Raw genomic sequence first — 11,778 nt, 5'->3', positions numbered from 1 at the left:
AGATCAAGCTGGGTCTTGAGTGACAGCTTCGACGCCGCTCAGCACGCGTCCATTCTCGACAACCATTGATGGCGCCCAGCCTGGGCCGCGAACAAAGCGTTCGGCCTGCTCTTTACCCCAACCCGAAACACCCGGAGTGCCACCCCACAGCGTTGTCCAATTCGGTTTCTTGCAACGCTCCTGATCCCAGAAATCCCCGTGCTCAGCGAGGTAGTGAATCAGCTCCTCTTGCGTCTCGAATGGTGGTGAAACCGGCGTGCCCTCGCTGACGGTCTCCCAGACTTGGAACCATGTCGCATCTTCGGACTGCCAAGGCCGATAGTACTCTGGCGCCGGGGCTACGTTCTCGCTCGCCCAGTGGCACTCGTTCTCGTAGCAGTCACGCTCATAGCCCTCCATACCGCCGGAGCGAACACGGTCAAATTCGGCCAGCCAGTCTGCACAAGCCTCCTGATAGGTCTTGTCAAACATCGGCTGGGGGCCTTCGCGGCCATAGTTGCGATCAACAATCGGATGATCCCAGTTCTCTGGAACTCTGCGAATTTCTCTGCCCATCGTCTCTCTCCTTGTTCACTGCGTCTTGAAAGCAACCGGGGTACTGTTGCGGGAATACGAGGCTGAGCGGGGCGGTATAATTGGCAGGCGCGGGATACGCCCGCTTCTGGCTCAGCCGCCCGGTTGCTGTCAGGGCGCAGCGTTGATCCTGTCTTGCGTCGGCGCGATCCAGTCACGGTCAGAGCCGTACCACTCCACCCACAAGGCGCGGTCGCGGTGAATGGCAATCTTGGAGGTGTCAAAGTCCCCCTGATGGTGGCCGTCACAGAGGGGGATAGCCTCGTGATCCGGCACCTTCTCCCCGCCGTGGCGTTCACAGATAGGATGGTGCGCCGTGGTCGAAGAAATCTGGGTGTAGCCGTAGGACTCGCAAATGCAGCACGGCATGGCGCGGACCTTGCGCAGGTATTCGGAGTCCTTCTTGGCCTTGGGCTTCTTCAAGCCGAGCGGGCCGCGGTTGGCGATGTTCACAGCGCGTCCTCCGGTGCGGTCCAGCGCACGCCGTGGCGGTCGCCGTACTCCTGAATGAAGGTGATCAGGTCAGCCATCTGCTCCTTGTCCAGGCGTGAGGTGCGGAACCCTGCCGGGAAGGGCTGGCCGTTCAAGCCGGGCTGCCATAGGATCTCGTGACCCAGGGCGTGCATGAATGCCGCTTTCCATGTGTCAGTTGTCCACTGTCGGCCCTCGGGCGCGGCGCGGGAAATGTCGGATAGCATCGACCACATCTTCGCGTTTTGATCGACGGTGCGCTTAGCCTTCTTCACGCTGAGAACAGCATTGATCGGCGCGCGCTCAATCAGGTCATGCGCAAAACGGCGCTGGCTCGGGCCGGCAAGGATTACGGTCTGCCCAGCCATCAACCCGCCCTCGGCATTCCGGCGGAGATAACCGCCTCTTGCAGAACATCGAACTCCACCTTGTGTTCACGGGCTACCGCTTCCCACAGGGCGATGCAGTCTTGGCCTTGAGGTGTCTTGCTGGCGGCTGCCTCGCGGGCGAAATAGTCCTGCACGGCGGCGTCGAGTTTGGAGCAGGTCATCAGGCGGCCTCCTTACCGGTGAGCTTGGCAATCATGATTTCCACATCTGCCAAGAAGGCCCGGACGTCGGATTCCATTTCCCGGATCGCCTTGCCGTCGGCATCGATCCTCACGATGTGCAGAGCCAGATCGTCAGGCAGGTCCGGGCAGAACGACACGAAGTCGCACCACTCGCGGCCCGTGCAGGCCATCTGCCACTGCATCTGCTCGCGGTAGGCCTTCTTGATCGCCCCGCCCATCATGACGCGGATATGCTCTGTCGGCTGCGGGCATTTGATCTCGACAAGACCAGTTTTCCCCACCAGGCCGTCAGGCGATGCACCGGCCATGCTTATCTCTGGGTGATCGACAAACGCCACCTCCTGCACCATCTGGCCGGTGGTCATGGTGTACATGGCGCGGGCCTGCGGTTCAGTCTCGTTGCCCTGATCCATCGCCGCGCTCTTGAATGTCTCAGTGGGGCGCCCAGTCAGACGCTCACAGACAAGCTGCGCGCGGTAGTTCTGATAGCCCGCCTTGCTGGCATCCATCATGGCGTCGTTGACTTTGGAGGCCGTGACTTTGCCAAGGCGCAGATCGTGCCACTCATCCGTTCCTTGCTGGGTCATTTCTGTGCGCTCCGGTCTTTGATGGTCTGCCGCAGTCGGCCCGCTACGCGGGAAAAGTGCTGCGCAGGCAAGTCATGCAGGGCGCTCAGCTTCTCGGCGGTGCAGACGATTTCCTCGGTGATGCCCGCTTCCTTGATCAACTGGCACAGTTCGTCGTATTGGCCAGCGTTGATAGGCTCGCCGCGGCCCGCAGCTTGGCCGTCGTCGTCAGTCTCGTCGCCGCTGGACAGGCCCAGAATGGCAAAGCCGGTGAAGCGCTTGAGATAGGTCTGAGTGGACCCGCCGCCCTGGATGTGGTTCATGCTGCCGCTCTTGTCCCGCGGTGCGGTGTCGATGGCCTCAATCGAGTGACCCAGCGAGTGCCGCACGATGGCGCGCATAGAGATTTGGTCTCCGCTGATTTCTGGCTGCCAGTTCAAGGAAAGGCCGTGCTTTGCGAGAACCGGGCGCGCGGTGCGGATCAGGTCGTCCAGCGTGGAGTATTTGCGCTTGAGGTGCTTGTTCTCTCCGCTCTTGGGGATATCGGGCATTTCCGCCATTGCCGCGGCGAAAGCTGCGTTGAAAGCCTGCTCTGCCTCTTTCGCAAGCTGGCGCTCGCGCAGGTCGAACATGGCCTGCACCCTCTCCATTGGCAGATCTGGGTTCATCACAACCCGCTCGATCATGCAGACCATAGGGTCGGCGGGCAGCGCGGCCTCCTGCGGCTCAACGTGTGCAACTTGGTTCATGTCTCGCTCCTTTCAAAAGCACCCCGGCAAGGTCGCCAGGAGGAAAGTTGGTTTCCCCGCCGGGGTGAGGTTCGGGCACCAACTGGGGGACGTGGTGCCCGGGGAGAAATCTGGTCAGTTGTCGAACCAGAAGACCACGCGATATTCGCAGTCTTCTTCTCTATCGACGCCAAGCAGATCATAGGCTGCGTGTTCGGCCCGGACGCTCGGGTCATTGGGGTTCTCGGCCAGGTAGGCCTCACAGAAGTCGGACACACTGAGGTGCGATGGGTTGTGATAATCAGTCGGGCAGCGCATGTACTGATCCCAAGCCAAATCGCTCACGTCTCGCGGCAGATTTTTGGGTAAATGTCGGGGGCCATCTTCTGGGTGGTGTCGAACATGCGCGAGACGACCGAAGAATCCATAATCACGGTGACTGGCTCTAAGATTACGCCCCACAGCATTGTAGTTGTCAGAGCAGTACTCTCCGATCCACTTGGCCTGCCCGTTGCGGCGGCGTTCAAGGACGATGTGAATATCACAACCCACGCAGTTTCCTTTCAGGGTTTCGGTTTCAAAGAACAGCCAGCACCATCAGCAGGCTGGTCAGGGTGGATGCGGTGGAACTGTCGCCCTGCTTGGCGGCGCGGTATCCGCGCTCCACACAACCGGCGTATTCAGAGGTGCCGGCGGCATAGCCAAGGGTGGCGCATTCAGCAGATGCCCGGTCAACGCGAACCTGCGGAGAGCAAGCGGCGGCAACGAGGATCAGAGCGGCAAGGGCAGTAAGTTTCATGTCGTGTCCTTTCACAGAGAGAGGCCCATCACATCGAACAGGGCGAACAGGAGACGCAGCACGTACGGGGCGGCGATGAAGGTGCAGGCCACCACGATGAAGGCCAGAGCCAGGATCGTGAGGAACACCGCGTGCCCAAGGTCCTCCTGCATGTGATCTTCGTTGAAGTCCTCGAACACTTTGGCGCTGCGGCCCCGGTTGTCTGGATCATCCGTTCCCCGGCGGCACTGCCCGTTAGTGGTGGCCTGACCAGCCGCCGGGGAGGAGACAGCGCGGGGAGGGCGCGCTGACGTGGGTGTGGTGGTGAGGGTCATTTGCGGGCCTCCCGATGTGCTTCCGTCTGGGTGTCGCAATCCTCGCAGATAGCCTCGAGGGTCTGGATCAGGTCTTCGCCTTCACCGTCTGGGCCAATGTGGATTTCTTGGATCACGCGAAGGGCAGCATCCTTGATTTCCATGAAGGCAATATCGTTGCCCTCCGCCGCCAGAGCGATGCGCTCCAACTGAGGCAGTCGGCAAAATCGGCGCATATCCGCTTCGTTAACGCGGTCCATTCCAAAGGCTTGCTCAACCGCAACAACAGCAAGAGGCCGGTTATTCGGGCCGATCACGTAATAGGAATTCTCACCCTCGGTATCGAGGCTCCATTCGTGGTCTGTGACTGTACCGAAGTCGCCCTTCGTACCAACTTCACGGTCCGCTTTGATCTGGTCGAAGATGCTGGTCATATCGTTCACTCCGCTGCCAGCGATCCGCCCAGAGTGCGGTCGCCGCTTTCGTATTCGGTTTGGATCTGGTCGAGGGTGGCGTTGATTTCCTCAGCCGCTCTCTCTGCCGGGTGCTTGCTGGCCTCTGCCCATTCGCTGCGAAGGCGCTGGATGGTGCGGCCAAGGTCATAGACGGGGGAGGTCATGCGCTTGACTCCGACACCTTCAAAAGCTGGTCGGCAAGGCTGCGGCACTCGCCTATGCAGTAAACGTCGTCTTGCACAGAGGGGTGGTCACCAGCGTGGGCGCAGTCATATCCGAACCACCAGTGTCCGGGTTTACTCTCGCCGCCCGGCGCATAGTTGCTGGCGTAGGTCAGGCCGCCATGCACATCGACTGCAAGGACGATATCCAGAGTCCCGTCCGCTACCTCGTCAGAGGTCATTGCAGCGCAAAACAGGTTGATTACACCGATCTTATCAACGTCGATCGGACGGTTAATGACTTCCTTTGGAACGGTAACCTTGTCGCTGTAGCATTTCCCATGCCACGGGTGGCCTTCAGGAACTCCAACGTATCCACAGTAGTGACCCATTGATGTTTTCAATACCCGGCAGGGGAGGCCGGAGTGCTCAAAATCGATAGCGTTATTGGCGGTCATCGCTCTTACTCCGCAGCCATAGAATGAAGGACAGGATCAGCGGCTCGGATCATCGCAGCAGCGTCGAACGCAGCGCCGTCGTCGTCATAGATCGTGTCGAACTCGTCCAGTTCCTCGCGGAAGGCTTCCTCCTCGAAGTATGCCTCCACGCGGGTCACCTCGGACTTGTCGAAGCGCCGGCACAGAGCGTCACGGTCATGGAGAACACCGTCGATCACAGCGAAGGCGATGGAAGCGTAAGCCTCCCAGCCGCCCGGTTCGCTGGTCTCGCGGTCAGCCTGGATTTTGCTGGCGGTCCAGCAGAACTCGGCGGAACCCTCGAAGTCCTCGCCCTTGCGATCCGTCAGTTCGATTTCCTTGAAGGCTCGTCCGTGCATCTCGGTTCTCCCTTTGCTTGAGAACCAATGTAGTGACCAAAATGGTCACAGTCAACCGGAAAAATGACCAAAATGGACATTCACGTGTGCCGCAGCGGATTCAAGGTGCTCGCAGAATGTCGTTAATCAGCTATAAGGCGAGGCGGCATTTGTCATGAATTGTTCGAGGTATTGATGTCGGAGCAAGCATTCATTCTATCCGCCGCGCTCTCGCACAGGCTGTCCGGCCTGAAGGCAAAGGGCTGCACTGTCCGTGTGACCCACGACTACCAATCTGTTGCGGAAAAACTGTTGGAGATTGGGAAGCCGTACCTTACGCCCACGCTCTCCCCGGAGAAAAACGACTTCACATTTGAGGGGTGTTTCTGGGTGACGATCAGCGGTTCAGGGAAGATGCTTGGAGCGGCTGGCGTCAAGTTGGAGCGCTTGGGCAGGGAGAGGGTGTCCGACTACTGGAAGCGCATCCACCAGCGGCAGTATCCTGGCGCAAATGACGTTGCAACCATCAAGGAAGTATCCAGCTTGGTTGACGGCCGGTTGTCGGGTGATGTGGTCTATTTCGGCGATCTATTCTTCAGCCCCGAATTGAGGAAGTTGAATGCTGTGGAGGACTTTGGCCGGGCAGCATTGTACCATGCCGCGATAACGTGGCGCGCCAATCAGTTTTATGCATTTCTCAAGGATCGGGATTTGCGCCGGGGGTTCGGGTTCCAACTCGGGCTTATGTCCTGCATCCCTCGCGCTCAAGTGTGGTCAGCTCCAGTGCCTGAAACAAGGGGGGATCATGAGGCGTGCTGTTATTCTTCGATGGATGACGTGATGAACTTGGCTGAGTTGGACACCGGGATAGCGTAGATCCCGACGCCGGGGGCGCCATCGAAAGAGGCGATAGGGAATAGCAGCCGTTTGTACACCAGTTCATCGACCCCAGGCTGCCCGTGCAGGTGAGCTGACAGGCGTTCTATCGTAATGATGCACGCGCCCTTGGCGGCAACTCGGTAGGAGGCCAGCAATTTTTTGCGTGACGCATCTGGGAAGGCGTCCACGGCCCGTTGAAGAACCGATGGTGATCGTGTCGATATCACCTGCGCAGCCAAGCTTTTGCTGCCCATGTGGACCAATCGCAGAGTGCTGTCGCTATCGTCTGGCTCCGCATATACCAAGATGTGATCCTCAAACGCGCGTATCTCATCCTCGGTTGCGCCGCGTGCGACAAGTTCTGTGATTTCATCCAGGCTGGGGAAATCGTTCCTTGCCAGAGCAGATGTCCGCTCAGACGTTGAAATCCCGAGGGCGTCACAGATCCTGTGGAAGCGGGCAATGCCAATATCGTTCTTGTCTCTGAAGAGACGGGACAAGTATCCTCGACTGTTGCCAGCCTTAATTGACGCCTCGCCAAGGCTTAATCCAAGCTCTGCACGGCGGCTCTCGACTTGCGCCTCTAGCCACAGTATCAGTCTTGTTGCCTCGTTCTTGCTGCTCATGTTGAAAATTTACGACAGGCGAAAAGTGCTTTTGACAGGTGGTGTTGGCTGTGCGCTCATGTCGTCCATAGGTTGAATGTGATTGGGAAGATAAGTGCTGTACTGGGTCTGGAACTTGAAGCTCTTTTTCGCTGCGCGGGCGGCGCTGAAATCAGGGCAATCTGTCGATGAGGTCTACTTCAATCAGTCCTGGTTGGCGATCTTCGTGATCTTGTTTGCCAAGTCCAGCGGCAAGCCGCCCAGCTCACCAACGATGATGTAGTCCATCGTCACATTGCACCGTTCTTTGATGATAGCGGCAAGTTCTTTGGAGGTGGCGCGCTTGCCGCCCTCGATCCGCGACCAGTAGGTGCGCTCTATGCCGAGGAAGTCAGCCATTTCCGCCGGCTGAAAGCCCAGTGCGAGGCGGAGCCATTTTAGGCGCTGCCCGATTCTCTCGGGGCGCATTTCCTGTGCAAATTTGGATTTTTGCTGTTGTGCGTCGGTGCTCGTGCTCATGACGCAATCTATCATGACCAAAGTGTTCATGTTCAATAACCATTCAGGTGAGTTGACGAATGACCGAAATGGTCATTATAGTGTGAGGCATGAGCAAAAAGCACCTCACTCAAGCCATCATTGATAAGTGGCCAAGCAGGAAGGCTCTCCTTGACGATGTCAACGAGAGCCTGTCCTTGAGCGATCAAATTGAAATTGTCGCCATTCACCGCTGGCATCAGCGCGGTTCGATTGACGGCAAGTATGACCTCGCCATCCTCGCTGGAGCCAGCAAGCGGAATATCCCCTTGAGCTGGCACGATTTGATGGCGGCGCGTTCTATTCATGATGACCGATGTGGTCACGCTGCCAGCGATGGTCAACCCCGCGTCAAAAAAACGAAAAAGGGCGCAGCATGATCAATACGTCGTGCAGTTCGTTTGCCCAAGCGTCGTCGTGCAGTTTGTCCGCACCGGTGTCGATACTGGCATTGGCGTGTGCTGAAGCTGCACAGGTTGCCGCGCCCCGAGGTACGCAGACACAGCCGCTATGCGTTGCGCCCGGATCTGTTCATAAGCAATGCAGGCGTTCGTATCACCGGCCTCACAGGCTTGGATCAGCCGCGCATCGCCGGGACTCGGTTTCGGTTCTTCGCAGCCAGCCAGCATCAGAACGGGCAGGGCGAGGGCAATCTTTCTCAGCATCAAAACAGGCTCCTGAAATGCGCGCGTGTCATCTGCCGCAATTTCAATTGCTGCGTGCGCCCGAGTCAAGCTCTGAGGCCGCCATCCGTAAGATGGGGGAAGGTTGATGCTAGTTCGTGCCGCCGCAGGGAAATGCCTCACGTCCGGATGCCAGCAACAGGCTTCTAGCGCTGTCGTGTCGTGTCTCCGGGTGGTCGGCAAGGTACTTGGCGAACACGTCAGTTTGCTGTTCCCACGTGGCGCTTTCCGGCGCACAGGTTCCGAGGATCAAGTTGACGTCCTGATTGATCTGCGCGGCACTGCCTCCTTCGTTCGCAACAAAAAGCACGCTGGCGGCGCCCCACTTCATGCCTTCCCAGGCACCGATCACCCAAAAGGCACAGGCACTATTGAGCAGATCGCTTCCCTCGTGCTGGTTGCACATCCGGTGCAAGTCGTTCCCGGTCAGATTGTTGGCATGGGCTGCGCTGGAACACGCGGTGATCAGGGCGGCCGCAATCAATCGCTTCAAAGCAAATCCTCCAATTCAACTCCCTCAATCATGGCGCGCAATCCGTCCGCGGAGTCAAGCGCCAAGCCGACAGGAGCGCCCCAATGACCGACCTATCCCAGCAGATCACCGACCATCTGAAACAGTGCGACCGCATTGACGACAGCGAGATCCTTCTGGAGCTGGCGCAGGAGCAGATCGACCGCCTGAACCACGAAATGGAAGCGACCAAGGAGGCGGCACGGGCGCGGGAGGCTGTGCTGCGGGCCGGTCTGGAAGATATCAGCGACGCCCGCCGGGTCATGACGTACGGAGACCCCGGGGTGCTTCGTGAACATGCCGCATCGACCTTGGACCGCACCGCCCTGAACGGGGAGGCAGGGGAATGAGCGGGTTCGATCCAATCGCCGAAGTTGCCGAAGGTCTGGGGCTGGCCCGCACCACATGCGCAGACAATCCGTCCGACACACTGGAATTCCTTTGGTTGCGCCCCAATCAAATTGTGATCGATCGCACCTACCAACGGCGCGTCTCAGATGCTGGCAAGGCTCGCATCAAGCGTGCGCTCAAGGCGTTCGACTGGCGGAAATTCGGAGTAATCTCTGTAGTTCCCGTTGGAGATGATCAGTACGCCTGCATCGACGGCCAGCACCGCTCCATCATGGCATGGGCGGCGGGTGCGGCGGTTGTCCCAGCGGTAGCATTCAAAGCCGATGTGACTGATCAGGCCATGGCGTTTGTCGGCGTAAACGTGAACAGGACCACGGTTGCCAGCATCGACAAGTTCCGCGCCCGTGTTGCCGCTGGTGATGAAGCTGCGGTCACTGCGCAGGAAATCATGGACGAACTGGGTATCAGCGCGGACGTGGCCGCTGGTTGTTCACTTGCGCCGCATCAGACCCGCGCGGTTAGCAAGCTGGAAAAGCTGGTCAAGATCATTGGCCGTGGCCTTACCTTCACTGCTCTTGAAATGCTCCGGGAGGCGCAGCCGGAACAGACCAATCTCCTGACAGCTTTTGCGGTGGAGGCGGTGTCGATGGCGGTGGCAAAGCTCGTGGACGCTGAGGCAGACCTTGACCGGCTGGCGAACGTCCTGCCTGAGATTGATTTTGAAAGCCTCAAAGACGATTGCAAGCAGCTTGTGAAGCTTCAGGGCGGGCAATTGGCGCGACATGGAACGGCGTCAATTCTCCGCCTCTACAACAAGGGCCTTCGGGACAAGGTGGCCGCATGAGCGCCGCAAACAAAGCCCTAGCCCGCCGCCTTCGTGAACTGTCGGAATATCTGGAGAAGAACGACCCGGCCCGCGCGGCAGAGATCTGGAAGCGCATCCCTTTCCCGATGCGGAACAAGGGAGGCAAGTCATGAGCCGCCGCCCCATAACAGACGCTATCCTGGCTGAGTTGGCGGCCAATCCGAACCGGTCAGCGTTTGAGATCGCCGCCGCCTCTGGCAGCAGCCCGAAAACCGTTCGGACGGTTGCAAGCCAGCACAGCATCAAGTTCGGAAAAGCCGGGGCGCCGCAGCTTCTCAGCGACGAAAACAGAGCCTGGCTGCAGACGCAGGCTTGGGCCTCCAAATGCTCCATTATCGACGTCCTCAACGCCATCGTAACAGATGCGCGCTGCGAGGCAGAGGGGGAAGCGTGATGGCAAGTTTTACTCTGACATTGCCTTTGCCGCCGTCAGTCAACCGCCTCTACCAGGGCGGCGGGAAAAACAAGCGCAAGACCCCACAGTGCGCCGCATGGTTCGAGGAAGCCGGCTGGCGCATGAATGAGGCGCGCGCCAAGTCCGGATACAAGCCTCTGACCGCGGAGACATGGTACTGGACCGATGTTCGGATGCCAGAGAACCACTTGGGCGACAGTGACAACCGGCTGAAGGCTCTACACGACCTTCTGCATCAGATGGGGGCCACCCCGGACGACCGCTGGCTGATGGGCGGAACGTACATGCGATGCCCAGATGTCCTGTCAGGAACGTGTATTGTCACCGCAACAAGCATTCCAGGCGGCATTCAGTCTCGCGCAGAGGAGATCCGGCTTCTTGTCGAGCGCTTCAACGCATCGTGTGCGGCAGAAGACCTGAACCCCATCAATGAAACGGCCCGCAACGGTGCGGACACACCGGAGCAGGCCTGACCGTCACGCGTAGCAAATGGAGAACGCGAGAATGGCTTATGACGATAGTAAAGCAGCCCCTCCTGAACGCAATGGGGATGAAGCGGGAACATGGAAGCCTGTTGGCGCTGTGTCTCAGAAGCTGGCGGGCGATATGGCGCGCCGGAAAGACGCGGCGAAGGCAATTCTGTGCTGCCTGATCGAGGATAATCGTGATGCGTGGCTTGCAGCAAGTCCAACTTTGAGCCGCAAGTTGACAGAGGAGGAGCTTGCCTCTGTCGCATGGGCGGCCCTGCGCGCCATGCCCGGAGACACGGCCTTTGACACAGCCAAGAGCGCTCTGGAATGCGGTTGGGAGTTTCTGCCACCCCTAGACCCCGAGGACAAGGCAGAGGTTCTGTCAACGGCCCGCATGTGGGCTGCCGGCGCATCGCAGAACGAGCTGATGGCGGCGGCGGTTGTGGCTGTTGAGGGTATGGCCCCGCGGTCGCGGATGAGTTTCGCGGCCTGGCTCAAGAAGAAGGGGCTGGCATGAACGCGAAGCTGCGCATCCTGCAATACGCAGAGGGCATCGGCCTGGCGCGCACCAGCGGCGAGGAACAGGTGCTTGTCAAAAAGCTGTTCTTTGCCCTGTGGCAGAAACTGCCAGCCTTCGAGCGCCAGAACTTCCTCAGCAAGGTATCGAATTACCCGCATGACGTACCAGCACCGGCAAGCCGTTTCCCCGGCCTGAAAGACCCGGAACTGGAGGAGGCCGCCCGCTGGTGGTTTCACGTCCTGCGAACCCTCGAAGGTTCCGACGCTCATGGGTTCGGCAAATCCTTCATGAAGCTGGTCAAGGAAGGCGACACGCCCAGCCAGAAAGAGGCTGAGTTCGCCAAATCCCTCTATCGGGAATGGAAGGCGCAAGGAGCCATCCAGGCCGGTGAGGACGTGCATTTGGACGTGCTGGAGGCTGCGGAATGACTTGACCCTATAGCTCAGCGCTCCGGGCAGCGGTCGGATTGCTGAGAATGGCGAAACTCTTTGGAGCAGACCGGATACCCGGG

Annotated in this window: 26 protein-coding genes; 9 read left to right on the top strand and 17 right to left on the bottom strand. The window is 59.1% G+C overall.

Features of this window, described 5'->3' with window-relative positions; all coding sequences use genetic code 11:
- Positions 1-3 precede the first annotated feature (3 nt).
- From RA26_RS01700 to RA26_RS01640, 13 genes are all read right to left on the bottom strand, one after another.
- A complete protein-coding gene (locus RA26_RS01700) occupies positions 4-555 on the bottom strand; it encodes a hypothetical protein (RefSeq protein ID WP_039178897.1) in 552 nt (183 codons plus the stop codon).
- A 129-nt stretch (positions 556-684) separates the two neighbouring features.
- Positions 685-1,026, bottom strand: a complete 342-nt coding sequence (locus tag RA26_RS01695; RefSeq protein WP_039178893.1) for a DUF968 domain-containing protein — start codon at positions 1,024-1,026, stop codon at positions 685-687.
- On the bottom strand, positions 1,023-1,412 hold the full coding sequence (locus tag RA26_RS01690; protein WP_039178891.1) for a recombination protein NinB: 390 nt from the start codon (positions 1,410-1,412) through the stop codon (positions 1,023-1,025). The genes RA26_RS01695 and RA26_RS01690 overlap by 4 nt, the downstream gene beginning before the upstream one ends.
- Entirely contained in the window at positions 1,412-1,594 is a 183-nt protein-coding gene (locus RA26_RS01685) for a hypothetical protein (RefSeq protein ID WP_039178888.1), read from the bottom strand. Before RA26_RS01685 ends, RA26_RS01690 begins: the two co-directional genes overlap by 1 nt.
- On the bottom strand, positions 1,594-2,202 hold the full coding sequence (locus RA26_RS01680) for a lambda exonuclease family protein (protein ID WP_039178884.1): 609 nt from the start codon (positions 2,200-2,202) through the stop codon (positions 1,594-1,596). The genes RA26_RS01685 and RA26_RS01680 overlap by 1 nt, the downstream gene beginning before the upstream one ends.
- Positions 2,199-2,930, bottom strand: coding sequence for an ERF family protein (locus tag RA26_RS21990; RefSeq protein ID WP_052272274.1), 732 nt, complete (start codon positions 2,928-2,930; stop codon positions 2,199-2,201). Before RA26_RS21990 ends, RA26_RS01680 begins: the two co-directional genes overlap by 4 nt.
- Positions 2,931-3,044: 114 nt before the next feature.
- Entirely contained in the window at positions 3,045-3,461 is a 417-nt protein-coding gene (locus RA26_RS22575; protein WP_152612542.1) for a hypothetical protein, read from the bottom strand.
- Positions 3,462-3,486: 25 nt separating this feature from the next.
- Positions 3,487-3,708: a hypothetical protein gene (locus tag RA26_RS01665; protein WP_039178878.1), complete on the bottom strand. Its 222-nt coding sequence runs from the start codon at positions 3,706-3,708 to the stop codon at positions 3,487-3,489.
- An 11-nt stretch (positions 3,709-3,719) separates the two neighbouring features.
- Positions 3,720-4,022, bottom strand: a complete 303-nt coding sequence (locus tag RA26_RS01660; RefSeq protein ID WP_039178875.1) for a hypothetical protein — start codon at positions 4,020-4,022, stop codon at positions 3,720-3,722.
- Positions 4,019-4,435 carry a hypothetical protein gene (locus RA26_RS21985; RefSeq protein ID WP_052272273.1) on the bottom strand — a complete coding sequence of 139 codons (417 nt, stop codon included), beginning with the start codon at positions 4,433-4,435 and terminating at the stop codon, positions 4,019-4,021. The genes RA26_RS01660 and RA26_RS21985 overlap by 4 nt, the downstream gene beginning before the upstream one ends.
- A 5-nt stretch (positions 4,436-4,440) precedes the next feature.
- On the bottom strand, positions 4,441-4,620 hold the full coding sequence (locus RA26_RS01650; protein WP_039178872.1) for a hypothetical protein: 180 nt from the start codon (positions 4,618-4,620) through the stop codon (positions 4,441-4,443).
- Positions 4,617-5,075 carry a hypothetical protein gene (locus RA26_RS01645; RefSeq protein WP_152612541.1) on the bottom strand — a complete coding sequence of 153 codons (459 nt, stop codon included), beginning with the start codon at positions 5,073-5,075 and terminating at the stop codon, positions 4,617-4,619. The genes RA26_RS01650 and RA26_RS01645 overlap by 4 nt, the downstream gene beginning before the upstream one ends.
- Before the next feature lie 5 nt (positions 5,076-5,080).
- A complete protein-coding gene (locus RA26_RS01640) occupies positions 5,081-5,452 on the bottom strand; it encodes a hypothetical protein (RefSeq protein WP_039178869.1) in 372 nt (123 codons plus the stop codon).
- Positions 5,453-5,626: 174 nt separating this feature from the next.
- Between RA26_RS01640 and RA26_RS01635 the strand changes: the two genes are divergently transcribed.
- Positions 5,627-6,307: a hypothetical protein gene (locus RA26_RS01635; RefSeq protein WP_152612540.1), complete on the top strand. Its 681-nt coding sequence runs from the start codon at positions 5,627-5,629 to the stop codon at positions 6,305-6,307.
- Here the strand turns inward: RA26_RS01635 and RA26_RS22280 are convergent.
- Both RA26_RS22280 and RA26_RS01630 read right to left on the bottom strand, forming a co-directional pair.
- Positions 6,250-6,936 (bottom strand): helix-turn-helix domain-containing protein, encoded by a 687-nt coding sequence (locus RA26_RS22280; RefSeq protein ID WP_082015732.1) that lies wholly within the window; start codon positions 6,934-6,936, stop codon positions 6,250-6,252. The two genes, RA26_RS01635 and RA26_RS22280, sit on opposite strands and share 58 nt — an antisense overlap.
- Positions 6,937-7,119: 183 nt before the next feature.
- Positions 7,120-7,434: a helix-turn-helix domain-containing protein gene (locus tag RA26_RS01630; protein WP_039178860.1), complete on the bottom strand. Its 315-nt coding sequence runs from the start codon at positions 7,432-7,434 to the stop codon at positions 7,120-7,122.
- 89 nt (positions 7,435-7,523) lie between these two features.
- Here RA26_RS01630 and RA26_RS01625 point away from each other — a divergent pair, with 89 nt between their 5' ends.
- Positions 7,524-7,832, top strand: coding sequence for a hypothetical protein (locus RA26_RS01625; protein WP_039178857.1), 309 nt, complete (start codon positions 7,524-7,526; stop codon positions 7,830-7,832).
- On the opposite strand, the gene RA26_RS01620 is transcribed toward RA26_RS01625, so the two are convergent.
- Both RA26_RS01620 and RA26_RS01615 read right to left on the bottom strand, forming a co-directional pair.
- Entirely contained in the window at positions 7,833-8,117 is a 285-nt protein-coding gene (locus tag RA26_RS01620) for a hypothetical protein (protein WP_039178854.1), read from the bottom strand.
- A gap of 109 nt (positions 8,118-8,226) precedes the next feature.
- Positions 8,227-8,628 (bottom strand): Rap1a/Tai family immunity protein, encoded by a 402-nt coding sequence (locus RA26_RS01615; RefSeq protein ID WP_152612539.1) that lies wholly within the window; start codon positions 8,626-8,628, stop codon positions 8,227-8,229.
- An 83-nt stretch (positions 8,629-8,711) separates the two neighbouring features.
- Here RA26_RS01615 and RA26_RS01610 point away from each other — a divergent pair, with 83 nt between their 5' ends.
- From RA26_RS01610 to RA26_RS01585, 7 genes are all read left to right on the top strand, one after another.
- A complete protein-coding gene (locus RA26_RS01610) occupies positions 8,712-8,996 on the top strand; it encodes a hypothetical protein (protein ID WP_039178849.1) in 285 nt (94 codons plus the stop codon).
- Complete coding sequence (locus tag RA26_RS01605; RefSeq protein WP_039178846.1) at positions 8,993-9,841, top strand: DUF6551 family protein; 849 nt, start codon at positions 8,993-8,995, stop codon at positions 9,839-9,841. The genes RA26_RS01610 and RA26_RS01605 overlap by 4 nt, the downstream gene beginning before the upstream one ends.
- Positions 9,838-9,975, top strand: coding sequence for a hypothetical protein (locus RA26_RS22895; RefSeq protein ID WP_193747572.1), 138 nt, complete (start codon positions 9,838-9,840; stop codon positions 9,973-9,975). The genes RA26_RS01605 and RA26_RS22895 overlap by 4 nt, the downstream gene beginning before the upstream one ends.
- Positions 9,972-10,256: a hypothetical protein gene (locus RA26_RS01600; RefSeq protein WP_039178843.1), complete on the top strand. Its 285-nt coding sequence runs from the start codon at positions 9,972-9,974 to the stop codon at positions 10,254-10,256. Before RA26_RS22895 ends, RA26_RS01600 begins: the two co-directional genes overlap by 4 nt.
- A complete protein-coding gene (locus tag RA26_RS01595; protein WP_039178841.1) occupies positions 10,256-10,750 on the top strand; it encodes a hypothetical protein in 495 nt (164 codons plus the stop codon). Before RA26_RS01600 ends, RA26_RS01595 begins: the two co-directional genes overlap by 1 nt.
- 232 nt (positions 10,751-10,982) lie before the next feature.
- Positions 10,983-11,264 carry a hypothetical protein gene (locus RA26_RS22570; RefSeq protein WP_206540420.1) on the top strand — a complete coding sequence of 94 codons (282 nt, stop codon included), beginning with the start codon at positions 10,983-10,985 and terminating at the stop codon, positions 11,262-11,264.
- Positions 11,261-11,695 carry a hypothetical protein gene (locus tag RA26_RS01585; RefSeq protein ID WP_039178836.1) on the top strand — a complete coding sequence of 145 codons (435 nt, stop codon included), beginning with the start codon at positions 11,261-11,263 and terminating at the stop codon, positions 11,693-11,695. Before RA26_RS22570 ends, RA26_RS01585 begins: the two co-directional genes overlap by 4 nt.
- Positions 11,696-11,778 lie beyond the last annotated feature (83 nt).

The sequence above is a fragment of the Leisingera sp. ANG-M7 genome (assembly GCF_000813965.1).
Lineage (GTDB): Bacteria > Pseudomonadota > Alphaproteobacteria > Rhodobacterales > Rhodobacteraceae > Leisingera.
Note: the sequence above shows the minus strand (reverse complement) of the source record. Positions and strands in the feature narration are given on the sequence as shown.

Bases quoted from the DNA above. Each gene is read 5' to 3' on its own strand.
- RA26_RS01700 (WP_039178897.1), bottom strand. From the start codon at position 555: ATGGGCAGAGAAATTCGCAGAGTTCCAGAGAACTGGGATCATCCGATT.
- RA26_RS01690 (WP_039178891.1), bottom strand. From the start codon at position 1,412: ATGGCTGGGCAGACCGTAATCCTTGCCGGCCCGAGCCAGCGCCGTTTT.
- RA26_RS01685 (WP_039178888.1), bottom strand. From the start codon at position 1,594: ATGACCTGCTCCAAACTCGACGCCGCCGTGCAGGACTATTTCGCCCGC.
- RA26_RS01680 (WP_039178884.1), bottom strand. From the start codon at position 2,202: ATGACCCAGCAAGGAACGGATGAGTGGCACGATCTGCGCCTTGGCAAA.
- RA26_RS21990 (WP_052272274.1), bottom strand. From the start codon at position 2,930: ATGAACCAAGTTGCACACGTTGAGCCGCAGGAGGCCGCGCTGCCCGCC.
- RA26_RS01665 (WP_039178878.1), bottom strand. From the start codon at position 3,708: ATGAAACTTACTGCCCTTGCCGCTCTGATCCTCGTTGCCGCCGCTTGC.
- RA26_RS01660 (WP_039178875.1), bottom strand. From the start codon at position 4,022: ATGACCCTCACCACCACACCCACGTCAGCGCGCCCTCCCCGCGCTGTC.
- RA26_RS21985 (WP_052272273.1), bottom strand. From the start codon at position 4,435: ATGACCAGCATCTTCGACCAGATCAAAGCGGACCGTGAAGTTGGTACG.
- RA26_RS01650 (WP_039178872.1), bottom strand. From the start codon at position 4,620: ATGACCTCCCCCGTCTATGACCTTGGCCGCACCATCCAGCGCCTTCGC.
- RA26_RS01645 (WP_152612541.1), bottom strand. From the start codon at position 5,075: ATGACCGCCAATAACGCTATCGATTTTGAGCACTCCGGCCTCCCCTGC.
- RA26_RS01640 (WP_039178869.1), bottom strand. From the start codon at position 5,452: ATGCACGGACGAGCCTTCAAGGAAATCGAACTGACGGATCGCAAGGGC.
- RA26_RS01635 (WP_152612540.1), top strand. From the start codon at position 5,627: ATGTCGGAGCAAGCATTCATTCTATCCGCCGCGCTCTCGCACAGGCTG.
- RA26_RS22280 (WP_082015732.1), bottom strand. From the start codon at position 6,936: ATGAGCAGCAAGAACGAGGCAACAAGACTGATACTGTGGCTAGAGGCG.
- RA26_RS01630 (WP_039178860.1), bottom strand. From the start codon at position 7,434: ATGAGCACGAGCACCGACGCACAACAGCAAAAATCCAAATTTGCACAG.
- RA26_RS01625 (WP_039178857.1), top strand. From the start codon at position 7,524: ATGAGCAAAAAGCACCTCACTCAAGCCATCATTGATAAGTGGCCAAGC.
- RA26_RS01620 (WP_039178854.1), bottom strand. From the start codon at position 8,117: ATGCTGAGAAAGATTGCCCTCGCCCTGCCCGTTCTGATGCTGGCTGGC.
- RA26_RS01610 (WP_039178849.1), top strand. From the start codon at position 8,712: ATGACCGACCTATCCCAGCAGATCACCGACCATCTGAAACAGTGCGAC.
- RA26_RS01605 (WP_039178846.1), top strand. From the start codon at position 8,993: ATGAGCGGGTTCGATCCAATCGCCGAAGTTGCCGAAGGTCTGGGGCTG.
- RA26_RS22895 (WP_193747572.1), top strand. From the start codon at position 9,838: ATGAGCGCCGCAAACAAAGCCCTAGCCCGCCGCCTTCGTGAACTGTCG.
- RA26_RS01600 (WP_039178843.1), top strand. From the start codon at position 9,972: ATGAGCCGCCGCCCCATAACAGACGCTATCCTGGCTGAGTTGGCGGCC.
- RA26_RS01595 (WP_039178841.1), top strand. From the start codon at position 10,256: ATGGCAAGTTTTACTCTGACATTGCCTTTGCCGCCGTCAGTCAACCGC.
- RA26_RS01585 (WP_039178836.1), top strand. From the start codon at position 11,261: ATGAACGCGAAGCTGCGCATCCTGCAATACGCAGAGGGCATCGGCCTG.